17 protein-coding genes are annotated in these 16,176 nt (G+C 66.1%); 3 read left to right on the top strand and 14 right to left on the bottom strand.

Translation table 11 applies throughout. The features are described from left to right. Positions 1–122 precede the first annotated feature (122 nt). Entirely contained in the window at positions 123–1,385 is a 1,263-nt protein-coding gene (locus ACODTW_RS06640; protein WP_488945170.1) for an MFS transporter, read from the top strand. Here the strand turns inward: ACODTW_RS06640 and eutC are convergent. The 3 genes from eutC to ACODTW_RS06655 all read right to left on the bottom strand — a co-directional run bounded on the left by eutC (position 1,374) and on the right by ACODTW_RS06655 (position 4,212). Then, positions 1,374–2,162 (bottom strand): ethanolamine ammonia-lyase subunit EutC, encoded by a 789-nt coding sequence (gene eutC / locus ACODTW_RS06645; protein WP_488945171.1) that lies wholly within the window; start codon positions 2,160–2,162, stop codon positions 1,374–1,376. The genes ACODTW_RS06640 and eutC overlap by 12 nt on opposite strands. Further along, positions 2,159–3,550 (bottom strand): ethanolamine ammonia-lyase subunit EutB, encoded by a 1,392-nt coding sequence (locus ACODTW_RS06650; RefSeq protein WP_488945172.1) that lies wholly within the window; start codon positions 3,548–3,550, stop codon positions 2,159–2,161. The genes eutC and ACODTW_RS06650 overlap by 4 nt, the downstream gene beginning before the upstream one ends. A 95-nt stretch (positions 3,551–3,645) precedes the next feature. After that, positions 3,646–4,212, bottom strand: a complete 567-nt coding sequence (locus ACODTW_RS06655; RefSeq protein WP_488945173.1) for a TrmH family RNA methyltransferase — start codon at positions 4,210–4,212, stop codon at positions 3,646–3,648. 101 nt (positions 4,213–4,313) lie between these two features. On the opposite strand from ACODTW_RS06655, the gene ACODTW_RS06660 reads away from it, so the two are divergent. Continuing rightward, positions 4,314–5,417 carry an asparaginase gene (locus tag ACODTW_RS06660; protein ID WP_488945174.1) on the top strand — a complete coding sequence of 368 codons (1,104 nt, stop codon included), beginning with the start codon at positions 4,314–4,316 and terminating at the stop codon, positions 5,415–5,417. Between the two features lie 36 nt (positions 5,418–5,453). Here the strand turns inward: ACODTW_RS06660 and ACODTW_RS06665 are convergent, their stop codons facing one another. The 8 genes from ACODTW_RS06665 to ACODTW_RS06700 all read right to left on the bottom strand — a co-directional run bounded on the left by ACODTW_RS06665 (position 5,454) and on the right by ACODTW_RS06700 (position 11,044). Next, positions 5,454–6,509, bottom strand: coding sequence for a magnesium transporter CorA family protein (locus tag ACODTW_RS06665; protein WP_488945175.1), 1,056 nt, complete (start codon positions 6,507–6,509; stop codon positions 5,454–5,456). Then, positions 6,506–7,420 carry a bifunctional methylenetetrahydrofolate dehydrogenase/methenyltetrahydrofolate cyclohydrolase FolD gene (gene folD / locus ACODTW_RS06670; protein ID WP_488945176.1) on the bottom strand — a complete coding sequence of 305 codons (915 nt, stop codon included), beginning with the start codon at positions 7,418–7,420 and terminating at the stop codon, positions 6,506–6,508. The genes ACODTW_RS06665 and folD overlap by 4 nt, the downstream gene beginning before the upstream one ends. A gap of 23 nt (positions 7,421–7,443) precedes the next feature. Beyond that, entirely contained in the window at positions 7,444–7,761 is a 318-nt protein-coding gene (locus tag ACODTW_RS06675) for an ACR/YggU family protein (RefSeq protein WP_488945177.1), read from the bottom strand. Between the two features lies 1 nt (position 7,762). Then, positions 7,763–8,056 carry a YggT family protein gene (locus tag ACODTW_RS06680; RefSeq protein ID WP_488945178.1) on the bottom strand — a complete coding sequence of 98 codons (294 nt, stop codon included), beginning with the start codon at positions 8,054–8,056 and terminating at the stop codon, positions 7,763–7,765. Positions 8,057–8,189: 133 nt separating this feature from the next. Then, positions 8,190–8,726: a hypothetical protein gene (locus tag ACODTW_RS06685; RefSeq protein WP_488945179.1), complete on the bottom strand. Its 537-nt coding sequence runs from the start codon at positions 8,724–8,726 to the stop codon at positions 8,190–8,192. Between the two features lie 167 nt (positions 8,727–8,893). Further along, on the bottom strand, positions 8,894–9,136 hold the full coding sequence (gene purS / locus ACODTW_RS06690) for a phosphoribosylformylglycinamidine synthase subunit PurS (RefSeq protein ID WP_488945180.1): 243 nt from the start codon (positions 9,134–9,136) through the stop codon (positions 8,894–8,896). Positions 9,137–9,379: 243 nt separating this feature from the next. Next, positions 9,380–10,144, bottom strand: coding sequence for a phosphoribosylaminoimidazolesuccinocarboxamide synthase (gene purC, locus ACODTW_RS06695; RefSeq protein ID WP_292910787.1), 765 nt, complete (start codon positions 10,142–10,144; stop codon positions 9,380–9,382). Between the two features lie 147 nt (positions 10,145–10,291). Then, positions 10,292–11,044, bottom strand: a complete 753-nt coding sequence (locus ACODTW_RS06700) for an NRDE family protein (protein ID WP_488945181.1) — start codon at positions 11,042–11,044, stop codon at positions 10,292–10,294. 139 nt (positions 11,045–11,183) lie between these two features. Here ACODTW_RS06700 and ACODTW_RS06705 point away from each other — a divergent pair, with 139 nt between their 5' ends. Continuing rightward, the gene (locus tag ACODTW_RS06705; protein ID WP_488945182.1) at positions 11,184–11,504 is read left to right on the top strand and encodes a DUF1476 domain-containing protein; all 321 of its coding nucleotides are present in this window, start codon (positions 11,184–11,186) and stop codon (positions 11,502–11,504) included. 172 nt (positions 11,505–11,676) lie between these two features. Here ACODTW_RS06705 and rpmG read toward each other — a convergent pair whose 3' ends face one another. From rpmG to rnr, 3 genes are all read right to left on the bottom strand, one after another. Continuing rightward, positions 11,677–11,844, bottom strand: coding sequence for a 50S ribosomal protein L33 (gene rpmG, locus ACODTW_RS06710; RefSeq protein ID WP_029012212.1), 168 nt, complete (start codon positions 11,842–11,844; stop codon positions 11,677–11,679). 144 nt (positions 11,845–11,988) lie between these two features. Continuing rightward, on the bottom strand, positions 11,989–13,539 hold the full coding sequence (locus ACODTW_RS06715) for a S41 family peptidase (RefSeq protein WP_488945183.1): 1,551 nt from the start codon (positions 13,537–13,539) through the stop codon (positions 11,989–11,991). Between the two features lie 133 nt (positions 13,540–13,672). Next, positions 13,673–15,967, bottom strand: a complete 2,295-nt coding sequence (gene rnr, locus ACODTW_RS06720) for a ribonuclease R (protein ID WP_488945184.1) — start codon at positions 15,965–15,967, stop codon at positions 13,673–13,675. Positions 15,968–16,176 lie beyond the last annotated feature (209 nt).

Here is a 16,176-nt window from a genome sequence, read left to right on the forward strand (position 1 = left end):
TGTCGGCGCTGCCCGTCGAACGGGCATCTTGGTTAATATCCACCCTTCTTTGCGCATTGTCGATGGACGGACCGGGCCGCCCGTTCTATCAAAGGCATCGCAATTAAAGCCGGAACCGCCGGATGTCTTCTCTTCCCGCCCAGGAACGCCGCATCGCCTGGCTGATGACGGCGGTGCAGTTCGTCAGTGTCCTGTCCTTCATGGTCATCATGCCGCTGGGGCCGGATTTCGCGGCGGACCTGGGGATCGACACCGCCCGCGTCGGCTGGGTGCTTGCGGCCTATACCATTTCATCGGCTGTCATCGGGCTGCTGGCGGCCATGGTGCTGGACCGGTTTGACCGGCGGCCGGCGCTGGGCCTGTGCATGGTGGGGCTGGTTCTGTGCAATGTCGCGGCCGCCCTGGCCCAGGATTTATGGACCTTGCTGGCTGCCCGCGCGGTGGCCGGCCTGTTCGGTGGCCCGGCCGGTGCCCTGTCAGTGGCGATTGTCGCCGACAATGTCCCGCCCGAACGCCGCGGCAAGGCGATGGGCATGGTGATGAGCGCGGTGTCCATCAGTGCCGTGGCCGGCGTACCCGCGGCCCTGGAACTGTCGCATCTGTTCGGCTGGCGGGTGCCCTTCCTGGCGGTGGCCGGGCTGGGCCTGAGCATCATTCTGGTGGCCCTGCGCCTGATGGGGCCGCAGCGCCTGCACATGGCAGCACCGCCTGTTCCGCTGAACGAGGCGCCGGGCCATCTGCTGCGTATCGCCCGCGGCGTGCTGCCGGGTCTGGCCTTCGCCCTGTCCTTCATCGCCATCGTGCCCAGCTTCATGCTGATTACCAACATGGCGGTCTTCGTTCAGTTCAATCTGGGCTTCCCCCGCGAACAGCTGGGCATGCTCTATATGGTGGGCGGCATCCTCAGCTTCTTCGGCATGCGGGCCACGGGGACGCTTGTCGACCGGTACGGATCGGCGCCGGTCACCACCGGCACGGCGTTGGGATTGGCCAGCCTGATCTGGCTGCTTTATTACGACTGGCACTGGGCGTCGCTGCCCATCGTGGCCCTGGTGCCCGGCTTTATGCTGTTCAACACGGCCCGCATGGTGGCGCAGAGCGCCGCCGTGTCCAAGGTGCCGGCCCCGCCCGACCGCGCCGGCTTCATGGCCCTGGTGCAGTCGGTGACGCAGGTTGCCGGCGGGCTGGCGGCCATGCTGGCGTCGGCCATGCTGGAGACCGGGTCCGGTGGCGAGCTGCGGAACATGGACAATGTGGCCCTGGTGGCCCTGGTCGTCACGCTGCTGGCCCCGCCCCTGATCTGGGCCCTGGAACGGCGCCTGCCCAAGGGGGCCGGCATCAGCCACCGCGTGAACGCGGCCATGAAGGGGTCGTCAGGCGGGTGAGCGCGCGCCGTCTGTGATCTCCACCGGGCGGTCCTGCTTCAATCCGATGCCGGTCAGCTTAAGCCGCCGCGCCTCCGCCATCAGCCACGCGATCAGGTCGGCCGCCAGCGGCAGGGCATAGCCGTCGGGCCGAATGTTGGACACGCAGTTGCGTTCGGCATCGCGGGTGGTGCCCGGCCGGGGCGCGAAGGTAAGGTAGGCGCCGATGCTGTCTGCTGCGGTCAATCCCGGCCGTTCCCCGATCAGCATCACCACCATGGCCGCATTCAAGGCAGCCGCCACATCGTCACCCAGCGCCACCCGCGCCTGCTGGGCCAACACCAGGGGCGCCAGGTCCCATCCCGCCAGCCGGGGCAGCAATTCCCCCACCAGCGCGGCACCATGATCGTGCAGGGCGCGCGCCGACAGCCCATCGCCCAGGACGATGACAGCATCATAGGCCTTCTTGGGCCCCTGCCCGTGACAGCGCATGTCCGTGATCCGAGCTGCGTCGTCGGGGTGCAGCCGGCGGCCCAGGTCGGGGCGTTGCAGATAGGTCGACCGGTCCGGCGCCTGGCTGCGCACGACCAGAACCGGATGGTCGGACAGCCGCTCGGCCAGGCCATCGGCATCGAACGGCTGATGCACGGCATCACGGGCCAGCGCATGCGCCCCCTGGAACTCCAGCAGCCGCGCCACCGGCAGCGCGTCGCCCGTGCGGCCCAGCGCAATGCGGGCCGGGGTGAAGCGCCGCAGGTTGAACCAAGGATCAAATCCGGAATCGACCTTGTCACTCATGCTGCCACCCCTTCGATGAGGCGCAGCGCGCCGCTGCCCGCCGCCAGGGCCGGGCGTACCCGCGCATCCTCATCCATGACGCCCATTTTCTTGAGCCAAGCCTCAAATTCCGGCGCCGGTCGCAGGCCCAAGACCGAGCGGACATAGTTGGCATCATGGAAGCTGGTGCTTTGATAGGACAGCATCACATCATCGGCCCCGGGCACGCCCATGATGTAGGAACAGCCCGCCGCCCCCAGCAGGGTCAGCAGATTGTCCATATCGTCCTGATCGGCCTCGGCATGGTTGGTGTAGCAGACATCCACCCCCATCGGCAGGCCCAGCAGTTTGGCCGTGCAATGATCCTCCAGCCCGGCCCGGATGATCTGCTTGCCGTCATACAGATATTCCGGTCCGATGAAGCCGACGACACTATTGACCAGCAGCGGGTCGAAGGCGCGGGCCACGGCATAGGCCCGCACCTCCATCGTCTGCTGGTCCAGGCCGTGATGGGCGTCGGCCGACAGGGCGCTGCCCTGGCCCGTCTCGAAATACATGACATTCTGCCCGACCGTGCCGCGCTTCAGGGCCTGGGCCGCCTCATGCGCTTCCTTCAGGATCGACAGGTCGATGCCGAAGGACCGGTTCGCCGCCTCTGATCCGGCGATGGACTGGAACACCAGATCGACGGGACCCGCCCGCTCCATCACCTGGATCAGGGTGGTGACATGGGCCAGCACACAGGATTGCAGGGGCGCGTCGAAGCGGCGGCGCAGATCGTCGATCATGGACAGAAGGTCCAGACAGCGCCCTACCGAGTCGGTGGCCGGATTGATGCCGATAACGGCGTCACCGCTTCCATACATCAGCCCGTCCAGGATGCTGGCGGCGATGGCCTTGGGATCGTCCGTCGGGTGGTTGGGCTGCAACCGCACTGACAGGCGGCCGGCCAGGCCGATGGTGGTGCGAAAGCGCGTCACTACCCGCGCCTTGCGCCCCACGGCGATCAGGTCCTGGTTGCGCATCAGCTTGGACGTGGCCGCCACCATTTCCGGTGTCAGGCCGGGGGCCAGCGCCGACAGCGCCTCGGAAGTGGCTGCATCCGACAGCAGCCAGTCGCGGAACTGCCCCACACTCATGCCGGCGACAGGGGCGAAGGCCGCCGCATCGTGGCTGTCCAGGATCAGGCGCGTGACCTCGTCCACCTCATAGGGTACCAGGGCTTCGGCCAGGAAGGTTTTCAGCGGCACGTCGGCCAGGGCCATGCGGGCGGCCACCCGCTCCGCATCGCTTCTGGCGGCGACCCCGGCCAGATAATCGCCCGATCGGGCCGGGGTGGCGCGGGCCAGCAGGGTCTTCAGGTCATCGAACCGGTAAAGGGTCTTCGCCAAGGTCGCGCTGTAGGCCATGCCTGCCCCCTGCTGTCAGACCTGGAAGCGTAGCAAAGCCCTGGAAACTGGCAAGATGCTGCGGTGCGAAAATGATGCGCCCGGCTTTGTTCTGTCTATTCCCACCCACCCAGCAGCGGTCGCATGCGCAGGCTTTCCTTGTTGCGCACGCGGACCTTGCCATGGACATGGTCCGGCATGGCGTCGCGCGGGCCCCCCACGCGCACAGGCCGTTCCGCGAACCGGCCGAGCGAGATCATGCGGTCATAGGTGACGATGGCGGCCGCCACCGAGACATTGACGCAGAACTTGGTGGGGATCTTCACGACATGATCACAGCGGGCCAGCATGGCGGCCGACAGGTTTCCGCGCTCCGGCCCGAACACATAGGCCGCGCGCAAGGGGTGGCGGAAGCTGGGCAGCTCTGCCGCGTCATCCGTCAATTCGCACCCGACCAGCTGGCACCCCGACGGCAGTGCCATGTCGGCGATGGAGCCCCAGGGATAATAGGGCACATGGTCGACGCCGCCGGACGTGTCGGTGACGCGCAATTCGTCCATATCGACGACGCTGTTGACGGAAAAGACAAAGCTGGCCCCGAAGGCGTGGCCCGTGCGCATGATGGTGCCGAGATTGCCGGCCTTGCTGATGCCTTCCGCACCCAGGGCGAAATAACCGCGCATGATGATCCGCTGCAAACAAAGGTGAATTGCCGCGACTCCTTGCACACAAAGGGCCGGCACGGCAAGGTTCGTCCCCCGTTCCCCACCAATGCCGCCCGATCATGACCGCCTCCAATCCGCCCCATACCCCGCATGTCCATGGCCCCGGCTGTGGCCATGACCATCCCGCCCCCACCCTTGAAGCGGTCGCCGTCACGCTGCCCGACCGGGCGGCGAACCCGATCCTGATCCAGGTGACGCGCGGGCCCATCGTGGAAAGCATCCATCGCGGCCGGGCGGTGGCCGTGGGGGCGGACGGGGCCGTGCTGGCCGCCTGGGGCGATGTGACGGCTCCCGTCTATCCCCGGTCCGCCAACAAGGCGCTGCAGGCGCTGCCGCTGGTGGAGACCGGCGCCGCCGACGCCTTCGGCCTGGGTACGGAGGAACTGGCACTGGCCTGTTCCAGCCATCATGGCGAGGCCATGCATACCGAGCGTGTGGGCGCCTGGCTGTCGCGGCTGGGTCTGACCCCGGACCATCTGGAATGTGGCAGCCACGCCCCCTATCACGTTCCCACCTGGGAGGCGATGCTGCGCCGGGGGGAGGCGCCGACGACCCTGCACAATAATTGTTCGGGCAAACATGCCGGCATGCTGACCACGGCCCTGCACCGGGGGGAGGCGTTGCGCTTCTATGTCGGCTATCAGCACCGGGTGCAGCAGCGCATCCTGGGCGTCATCGAACAGGTGACGGCGCAGGATCTGTCGCGCGCGCCCTGGGGCACGGATGGCTGTTCCATCCCCACCATCGCCCTGGCCCTGGAGGCGCTGGCCTTCGGCATGGCGCGGCTGGCCGATCCGCAGGACCTGCCGTCCGCCCGCGCCGACGCCGCCACGCGGTTGCTGGACGCCTGGGGCCGACATCCAGACCTGATCAGCGGCAGCGACAGTTTCGACACCGGCTTCATGCAGGCGCTGAACAGCCGCATCCTGTGCAAGGGCGGGGCGGAGGGTGTGTCGGTGGCCGTGATCCCGGCGGAAGGCATCGCCATCGCCGTGAAGATCGATGACGGGGCCGCCCGCGCCGCCGGCCCGGCCATGGCCACGATGCTGCGCAAGCTGGATCTGCTGACGCAGGCGGAATGGACGGCCCTGGAACCGCTGGTCAACCCGGCCCTGCGCAACCGGGCGGGCGTGAAGGTGGGGGCGGTGGGGGCCGCCTTCTGACGCCGCGGGAATGCCTTAAGATGAGCCTGACCGACCCTACAGCCAGCCGCGCTTGCGGAAGTACAGCAACGGCCCGATGGCCGACAGCACCATCAGCAGCAGGGCGACAGGATAGCCCCAGACCTCGTCCAGTTCCGGCATGAAATGGAAATTCATGCCGTACATGCTGGCCACCAGCGTCGGCGGCAGAAAGGCGACGGAGGCGACGGAGAAGATCTTGATGATGTTGGTCTGCTGAATATTGATGACGCCCAGCGTGGCATCCAGCAGGAAATTGGTCTGCATGGCCTGGAAGGCGGCGTGTTCCACCAGGGAATGCACGTCGCGGGCCACGGTTTTCAGCCGGGCGCGCTGATCCTTGCCCATGTATGGCCCGGCCACGGTCACGGCAAAGGCCACCAGCCGCTCCAGGCCGGCCAGGCTGTCGCGCACCTTCTGGGTCAGGTCGCCGGCACGGCCGATGGCGGTGATGGTGGCGCGCATGGATACCGTCGTCGGCGGACGGCGGCGGGCGCGCTCACGCGTCACCACCTGCCGACGCTGCACCAGACTGCCATCCCGCCCGACCAGCGGTTCGACCGCCTGTTCCTCATGCTCGGCGAAGACACGGTGGGACAGCCGGTCCAGATCGGCAGTGACCCGTTCCAGGACGTCGGCGGCCCGGTCGACCACCGCTTCCAGCAGGCCCAGGAACGCATCCAGGTGCGTCATGACCAGTTCCGGCTGGCGCTGGGCGCGGGCAGCGAAGATGGCGAACCACAGGGGCTCCGTATGCCGGATGGTGACCAGCAGGGAAGGGGAGGTGACGAAGGTCAGCAACCCCCGCTCCAGCGGCCCGGTGGAGGATCGGACCAGCACGGGCGTGGTCATGAAGGCGCAGTCGCCCTCGGTATAAAGCCGGGAGGAGGTCTCGATCTCGCTGATATCCTCCTGCGTCGGCAGATCGACCGACAGCAGGGCGGAAACGGCCAGCCGTTCGGATTCGTCCGGATACAGCAGGTCAAGCCAGATGGTGCCCGCGGGCGGCAACTCGCCAGCCGGCAGGGCCTGCGCGCGCAGGCCCGCTTCGTCGCGGATATAGGCGGTGATCAAAGCCCGACCCCGGCGGGCACCGGCACGCCCGCCGACCGGCAGGCCGCCGTCACCGTGTTGGACAGCAGGCAGGCAATGGTCATCGGGCCGACCCCGCCCGGAACCGGCGTGATGGCGCCGGCCACTGCGGCGGCTTCGGCATAGGCGACGTCACCGACGATGCGGGTCTTGCCGGCCGCCGCCGCCGCCGGGTCACGGGCCGGGACGCGGTTGATGCCGACATCAATGACGGTCGCCCCCGGCTTCACCCAGTCGCCGCGCACCATCTCCGGCCGGCCTACGGCCGCCACCAGGATATCGGCCTGACGGCAGACGCCGGGCAAATCCCGGGTGCGGGAATGGGCGATGGTGACGGTGCAATCGGCCTGCAACAGCAGCTGGGCCATCGGCTTGCCGACAATGTTGGAACGGCCGACGACGACGGCGTTCAGGCCGCGCAGGTCACCCAGCGTATCCTTCAGCAGCATCAGGCAGCCCAGCGGCGTGCAGGGCACCAGGGCCGGCAGCCCCACCGACAGGCGCCCGGCATTGACGACATGGAACCCGTCCACATCCTTGGCCGGGTCGATGGCCGACAGCACGGCCTGGGCGTCGATATGGGCCGGCAGGGGCAACTGCACCAGGATGCCGTGGATCGACGGGTCATTGTTCAACTGATTGACCAGACGCAGCAGCGTTTCCTGCGTGGTATCGGCCGACAGCTTGTGGGTGACGGAATGCATCCCCACCTCGCGGGTCTGCTCCCCCTTGTTGCGGACATAGATGGAACTGGCCGGATCCTCACCCACCAGCACGACGGCCAGACCAGGAACCAGGGCGTGCGTGGTGCGCAAGCTGGTCACCGCCTCGGCGATGCGCGCGCGCAAACCGGCCGCGAAGCCCTTGCCATCGATGATGCGTGCCTCGGCCATGCCAATCTCCTGTCTTGTCGCTGCTACAGCCCGCCCAGCCAGTCCGACAGCCGGGTCATCAAGGCCTCTGTTTCGCCGGCAACGAATAATATCTTTGACCGGTCGGTGCCACCCGCGACGACGCCGATACTGCTTTTCGGAATCCGCCACGCTTTGGCCAGCAGCTCGATGATGGCGGTGTTGGCCTTGCCGTCTTCCGGCACGACCGTGACCGATATCTTGACCTGTTGGCGCTGGTCCGCCCCTTCGGCCACGCCTTGCACGGCATTGCGGCTGGCACGCGGGGTGGCGCGCACGAACAGCCGCACACCGCCGGCCGCAGGCTCCAGCGCCGGCTTCACCTTACAGCAGCCCGTAATTCAGGATCAGGCGCTGCGCGAACATGATGATCAGGATCAGCACGATCGGCGACAGATCCAGACCGCCCAGATTGGGAAGCACATTGCGGATGGGGCGCAGTGCGGGCTCCGTCAGGCGGTAAAGCGCGTCCGACACCTTGTAGACGAAGGCATTGCGGGTATTCACCACATTGAACGCAATCAGCCAGGACAGGATGGCCGAGATGATCAGCACCCAGACATAGAGGTCCAGGGCTACATAAAGGATCTCGGCGATGGTGCGCAGCAGCGGGTCCATGATCCATCCAGGAAGGTGGGGCGGGACAGGAAGGGCGTCCCCCATGCTGTGGAACGTAATGTCGCCACCTGCCCCTGTCCACCCCTGCAGGTCCGGGAATGCCAATCGGACGCGCTTTGGTCCGATCCGACACTCACTTGGTGCGGCGGACCTTGATGATGCCGGTGACGCCGTCAATGGTCATGGAATAGCTGCCGAACAGGCCCTTTTCGATCTGGACCTTCTTGCCTTCCTTGGCATTGGGGACGCTGCGGGCCACCACCATGCTCCAGACCTGACCATTGTCCAGGGTGAAGCTGTAGCGATCGATGGTCAGCTGCTTCACTTCCTTCAGCTTGGCGGTGATGCTCTCGGCTTCTTCGGGCACACCTGCGTCGGGCGCGCGGGCGATGCGCTCGGAACCAAAGGTTTGTTCGCGGGGGACGGGGGCGGTGACCGACGGGGCTGCCGGGGCCTGGGGCGCGGCTTGGGCCTGCGGGGTGGCCGGCGCCAGCTGGCGCAGGGCGCCGACCGTGCGATCATAGCAGGCCAGACGCGCGGTCGCGTCAACGATGCCCAGGCACTTGATCACATCGTCCGTGCCGGCAGCATGGGCTGATGAAATCGGCACCAGCGACGTCAGGGCCAGCAGGGTGGCGCTGAACAGGCGGGGCAGGCGGAAATCACGCATCGGTCTCGCATCCCTTTGAAGGGTTGGGGCGGACCTGTCATGCGCAGCCGGGGCGGCCAAGGCACACCCCATCCGGCATCGGGTCCGTCGATAAAGCCAAGCTCTACCCGCCGATGCCGAATTTCTCAATCAGCATCCATCATCATTGCCCGAAGGCGATAGATGGATCAGGCCACCAGCTCGATGGCGTAATTCTCGATGACGGTGTTGGCCAGCAGCTTGCGGCACATGTCCTCGATCTGGGCCTTGGCCTTCACCGGATCGGTTTCGGCCACTTCCAGTTCGATCAGCTTGCCCTGGCGGACCTCGCCAACGCCGTCGAAACCCAGGTTGGTCAGCGCATGGCCGATGGCCTTGCCCTGCGGGTCCAGCACGCCGTTCTTCAGGGTGACGATGACTTTGGCCTTCATGGGAACACCCGTTCTCTAGAGAGTGCGGTCGCTTCAAGCGGAACCGCTTGAAGCGTGAATCGCACGACAACCCAAATGGAAAGCGATGGCCGTGGGATAGCAAAAACCACTCAGCTTGGCGACGAGGAAAGATAGCGCCGCAACGCAGGGAAGCCTTGCCCCAGATGGAGATACGACAAGGGCCGGAACGGTTAAACCGCTCCGGCCCTGTCATCAATCGTCCGGACAGCGAAGCGCCCGCGCTTACTGCACCAGCTTGGGTGCCGTATGGTCGCCGGGGCCGGCCTCGGGCAGGATGCCCAGGCGGCGGGCCACTTCCTGATAGGCCTCGGCAACATTGCCCAGGTCCTGGCGGAAACGGTCCTTGTCCAGCTTCTCGTTGGTCTTAGCGTCCCAGAGACGGCAATTGTCCGGGCTGATCTCGTCCGCCAGGATGATGCGCATCTCTTCATTTTCATACAGGCGGCCGAATTCGACCTTGAAGTCGACCAGCTTCAGCCCGATGCCCAGGAACAGACCGTTCAGGTAATCGTTGATGCGCAGGGCCAGCGACAGCATGTCGTCCAGGTCCTGCGGGGCGGCCCAGCCGAACGCCGTGATGTGCTCTTCCGACACCATCGGGTCGCCCAGCTCGTCGTTCTTGAAGTAATATTCGACGATGGAGCGCGGCAGCGGCGTGCCTTCGGGGATGCCGAAACGCTTGGTCAGCGAACCGGCGGCGATGTTGCGGACTACCACCTCGATCGGGATGATCTCCACTTCGCGCACCAGCTGCTCACGCATGTTCAGGCGGCGCACGAAATGGTTGGGGATGCCGATCTCGCCCAGCTTCTGCATCAGATATTCGCTGATGCGGTTGTTCAGGACGCCCTTGCCCGTGATCGTGCCCTTCTTCTGGGCGTTGAACGCGGTAGCATCGTCCTTGAAATACTGGACCAGGGTGCCAGGCTCGGGGCCTTCATACAGAATCTTGGCCTTGCCTTCGTAGATGCGCCGGCGTCGCGTCATGGGTCTGGTGTCCAGCAATCGTTCCAGCCAAAGGGAGACGGACCCGCGTGACAGATGTCAGCGGGTCCGATGCCACCCTATAGCAAGCAACGCCGTTCGGCACAATGAAACCAGCGATGCGGGCGGGTCAGTGCTGGGTGGCAGGGATCAGAGGGCGACGGGATGCCATTGCGTCTGGTCCGGCCGGCCATCGGCAAACAGGAAGACGGGCGGGGTGCCATGCCGTGCCATCGACGGCAGGGCCACTAGGGCGGAACTGCCCGTGCCATAGCCCCAGTCGGTGACAATGCACATGGCCCCGCGCGGGCCGGCATCCCCGTCCCAGATGCGACAGCCCAGCAATTCCTGCCAGCCCTTCCAGTCGCCTTGGTCCGGGTCGGGCACCGCGGCTGCCTGGAACAGCGGACGGAAGAAGTGGGTGCGCGGATGGTCGGTGGCGTTCAGGTCGGTGCTGGCCATGATCGACAGGCCCACGGGCACGGGCGTGGTGCGGATGCGCCCGCCCTCCCCGTCCAGGGACAGGACGAAGGCGTCGCGATTGTCGGCCAGCAGCAGGTTGAAGGGACGGTAGGCGCGCCCGTCCAGATGCGACAGGGTTTCGGCCGCATCGGCCGCGTCGGCATGGTCCAGCGCGTCCAGCACCAGCTCGCCCCGCGTTCGCTTGCCGTCGGCCGGGCCCAATGTGCCTTCGCGGTTCAGAATGGTGGCGACGACGCCATGATCGTTGATCCCGAACCAGGAACCGCCGGCCGCATCATCCAGTCCGGCCACGATCTCCGGCCGGTCGGGCCAGTGACGGGCCGGCGCTTTCCATGGCCGCCCCAGCATCTCGTCGCGATTGCCGGCCAGCAGCAGGGGCCAGTCATGGCCCGGCCGGCGCAGGATGATCACAGTGCACATGCAGGCTCTACCCTTCAAATCCGGTCTTTTGATACCATACCTTAGACATGGGATTGCGCCGGGTGATGGCGGATGTCACATAGCGGGTATATAGTTGCTGCCCCAAGAGTGAATAAGCCCCGCTTGCAGAGGATAAGAAATGACCACGTTCGACGAACGCGAACAGGCATTCGAGAACAAGTTCAAGCATGACGAGGAACTGCTGTTCAGGATTAATGCCCGTCGCGCCAAGCTGATCGGCCTGTGGGCCGCGGAGCAGCTGGGGCTCTCCGGTGAAGATGCGGCCGCCTATGCCAAACAGGTCGTCTCTGCCGATTTCGAAGAGCCGGGCCACAAGGACATTGTCCGCAAGATTCTGGGTGATTTCGCCACGCGCGGCCTTGGCATCTCCGAACATCGGGTAGCGAAGGAAATGGACTCCATGCTGGACGTCGCCCGTCAGCAGCTCATGGCCGAATAGGAACCAGGCCACCGGGCGGCGGCGGCCTGTATGGTCCCCGCCCGGCCTCCTGTGTGCCCCTAACGGCCAAGACACAAGAAAAACCCCGCCGGTCGGAACCGGCGGGGTTTTTCTTTGCTTCAATCCACCCCGGATGGGGGCGGAACCAGAGAGGATCATCCCGGACGGGAGATCACTTCATCTTGGATTCCTTGAAGGCGACGTGCTTGCGAGCAACCGGATCATACTTGTTGAATTCCAGCTTCTCGGTCGTCTTACGGGGGTTCTTCTTCTTGACGTAGAAATAACCCGTGTCGGCGGTGCTCACCAACTTGATCAGCACGGTGTTCTGCTTAGCCATGATAAATCCTACCTGCGTCTAACTTGCGGCCACCGCAAGGACGCGCGGCCGATCCATAAAACTCACCCCCGACGGAAGAGGTCCCCCCCGTCGGCACAGCGGCGGAATCTACGCATCCGCCCCCGTCTGTCAAGGATAAAGACCCTACCTCTCCGCAACGTTGATGTGACGGGAAGCGAGGGCTTGCCGATACAGCACGGGATCGTCCAGCAGGGCGCGGGCCAGCTTTTCGGTATTGGCCGTCGCCTGGGCCGGGTCGGCGGCCTTTGCGGGACAGATGGCGCGCAGTTGCGCCAGCGAATCCGCGTCATCCGGCGCGGTCATGCGATAGCGGGCCAGCGCTGTCTGCTGCCCGCTGTCGGCGCGCACAGCCTCGGCCAGCAGACCGGTGACATTGCTGCCGGGCTTGCCCGTGCACAGGCTGGGCTGCACGCCCTGGCCGTCGAAACTGTATCCGCTGGGCGCATAGATGCGACTCCAGGTGATGAACAGCTCCGCCCCGTTGGGCAGTTGCGTCACATGCTGGACGCTGCCCTTGCCATAGGAAGAGGTGCCGACCAGCAGGGCGCGACCGGCATCCTGCAGCGCGGCCGCCACGATCTCTCCGGAAGAGGCCGTCTGACCATCGATCATCACCACCAGCGGCAGATCGGGGAAAGCGGTCGCCGGCTTCTGCGCCTCGAACCACTGGACAGAGCTGGGATTGCGGCCGCGTGTGGTGATGATGCGGCCCTGCGGCACGAAAAGGTTCACCACGCCCACGGCCTGGACCATGACCCCGCCGGGATTGCCGCGCAGGTCCAGGACGGCGCCGCGCACCGGCCCCTTGTCCAGATAGCGCTGGATGGCCTGACGGACATTGTCCTGGGTGGCGTTGTTGAACCGCTCGATCTTCAGGGTGACGATGCCGTCGGCAAAAGCGGACTGGACCGAATTGGGCACCAGATGACGGCGGCGTACGGAGACGATTCGCGCCTGCGGCTCGCTGGTGCCCAGCCGCATTTCCACCCAGCTGCCCTCCGGCCCCTGGATCAGCGCCGACAGCTTCTCATAAGGCAAGCCGGTGGCGCGGATTCCCGCCACTTCAAAGATTCGATCGCCAGCCTTCACCCCGGCCGCGGCGGCGGGACCATCGGGTACCAGGTCGGCCACTTCGAAATGCCCGTCGCGCTCGCGGATGCCGACGCCGATTCCATCATATCCTTCGCGCTGCGTGCGCTCATTCTGCGCGCGATTCGGCTCGGCGTAGCGGGAATAGGGGTCCAGGTCCACCATCATGCCGTCAAACATGTCGCGCCAGACCTGTTCGCGATTCCTGGCGGCGATGGCGGGGGCGGCGGCCGTGATGGCCCGCAACATCTCTGCCGTCACCTGGGCCCAGCGTTCGGGCACGCTGTCGGTGGGCAGTGCGATGCGGGCCAGTTCCACCCCGTCACGCTGCAGGATGTAGGTTCCCTCCACCTCCATCAGGGCCAGCGAGCGGTCGGCCGAGGCCACGCGGCGCAGCCCGTCGGCCACAAGGGCCGGCATGGACACGGGCTTCAGCGCATTGTCGGTGATGGGGCGGAAGGCGACGGAGAACAGATGTTCGGTGGTCAGGTTGGGTGTCGGCGGCAAGGTCTGCTGTTCGGCCAGCGCGGCGGGCACCGCCAGCAGGCCCATCATCAGCAGCATCGACCGAAGCCGTGACACCATGCGCATTTCCCCCGCCCGCGGGGGCCATCTCTGGCGCGGCCCCTCACCCTTTCACTGTGCCGCAGGGCGCGGGACACGTAAAGGCTGTCGGTTGGTGCAATGGGTTAGTTGGGCACCCGAACGATCCCGCCTCCTATCGCCGTCGGCGCGGCGGGCGGGGGGCGTCGATGCTGGGCGGCGGTGCCTCATCTTCCCGCTCCCGCCGGCGTTCCGGCCGGCCGCGCCGACTGGCCCCGGTTCCCGATCCGCGACCGCCCGGCATCTCGCTGCCATCCTGGTTCAACAGGCGGAAGACCATGGACCCGGTAATGGCATCGGCCTCGATCAGACGGATTTTCACCCGCTCACCCAGCCTGAACACCCGGCGGTGACGGCGGCCCAACAGGCAATGATGCACCTCGTCATGGTCATAGAAATCGTCGGGCAGGGTGGAGACGGGCACGATCCCGTCCGCGCCCGTTTCGTCCAGGCTGACGAACAGGCCGAAATTCGACACGCCGCTGATCTTGCCGCTGAAGGTGGCGCCCACGCGATCGGCCAGATAGGCCGCGACATAGCGGTCCAGGGCGTCGCGCTCCGCGTCGGCGGCGCGGCGTTCGGTGCCGGAAATCTGCTCCCCGATCTTGTCCAGCCGGCCCATCTCCTCGTCCGTCAGCCCGCCATCACCCAGATGGTAGGCGCGGACCAGCGCGCGATGCACGATCAGGTCGGCATAGCGGCGGATGGGGCTGGTGAAATGGGCATAGCGCTCCAGGGCCAGCCCGAAATGGCCGATATTGTCGGGCTGGTACACCGCCTGCGCCTGGGAGCGCAGGATGACGGTGCTGATCAGTTCCGATTCGGGCGTGTCCTTGGCCTTGTCCAGGATGTTGGTGAAGGCGGCGGGCCGCATCACGGTGCCCTTGGCCAGATTATACCCCATGCTCTTCAGGAACTCGCGCAGCGGTTCCAGCTTGTCCAGCGCCGGCTCGGCATGCACGCGGTAGAGCAGGGGCGTGTCGCGCGCCTCCAGCGCCTCGGCCGCCGCGACATTGGCGGCGATCATGAATTCCTCAATCAGGCGATGGCTGTCCAGACGGGCGCGCACGCCGATGGACGCGACCTTGCCATCCTCCCCGATCACCACCTTGCGTTCGGGCAGGTCCAGTTCCAGCGTGCCGCGCCGCGACCGGGCATGGGCCAGCACTTCATAGGCGCCGTACAACGGACGGATGACGGGGTCCAGCAGCGGGCCCGTCATCTCGTCTGGCGCACCGTCGAAGGCTTCCTGCACCTGCTCATAGATCAGGCGCGCGGCCGAGCGCATCAGCCCGCGCACGAAACGGTGGCGCTTCAGCCGGCCCGCCGCGTCGATCCACATATGCACGGCCAGACAGGCGCGGTTGACGCCGGGCTTCAGGCTGCACAGCTCGTTCGACAGCGCCTCGGGCAGCATGGGCACGACGCGGTCGGGGAAATAGCAGCTGTTGCCCCGATCCAGCGCCGATTTGTCCAGCGGGCTGCCCGGCGTGACATAGGCCGACACATCGGCGATGGCGACGATCAGGTGCCAGCCACCGGGATTGTTGGGGTCCGCATCCGGTTCCGCGAACACGGCATCGTCGAAATCGCGGGCATCGGCCCCGTCGATGGTGACCAGCGGGATGTCGCGCAGGTCGGTGCGCCCGGCCAGGGTGGGTTCCTGCGCGGCTTCGGCCTGTTCGATGGCGGCGGGGGGGAAATGCACGGGGATGCCATGCTGGTGGATGGCGATCAGGCTGATGGCCCTGGGCTGGTCGATACCGCCCAGCACCTCCACCACACGGGCCTGCTTCAGCCCATGGCGGGAAGACGGCAATATCTCCGCCACCACCAGATCGCCGGGGCTGGCATCCATGGTGTTCTGCGGCAGGATGATGAATTCCGCCTTGGCCCGCCGGTCGGCCGGGCGCAGGCGGCCGCCATCGGGGCCCAGCTCATAGACGCCGACCATCTGGGCGGTCTGGTCGCCGCCCAGCTTCTTGATGGTGCGGCCTTCATAGAAATCGTCGCGGATGCGGGCCAGCCGGGCCAGAACCCGGTCGCCCTCGCCCAGGGTGGGATGGCCGCGCCGTTCCGGCTTCATGACGATGCGTGGCGGCTCGCTGTCCGGGTCGGACCAGTTCAGGGGCCGGGCAATGACCTCCCCATCCATATCCACACCGGTGACGATGACTACGCCCACCGGCGGCAGGCTGGCCGGCGGGGCCAGACGGCGGCGCCCGCCCTTTTCGATCGCCCCGTCCCCTTCCAGATCGCGCAGCAGTTCCTTCAGCGCGACGCGATGGTCGCCGCTGATATGGAAGGCGCGCGCAATCTCCCGCTTGCCCACCGGGTACGGGCTTTCCCGGATGAATTCCAGGACCTGTTCCTTGGTGGGGAAGGGGGCTTCTTTCTTGGGGTTCTTCAAGGGGACGACTTCCGCGCGATCAAGATGGGGAGAGGGCAAAAAAATAGGCGAAACGCTGAAAGGTTCCTTCAAGAGGAATCAGCGTTCCGCCTATTCTATTCCTCGTGGTGTAACAGGGGGCGGATTGGCCACCCCCCGCCACACAGGAGCGAGAAGGATGCTTACCGAAACTAAGCAACCCCGTTCCATAGAACTGGTGTTCAAAGGCT

The organism is Niveispirillum sp. FG148, assembly GCF_057809655.1.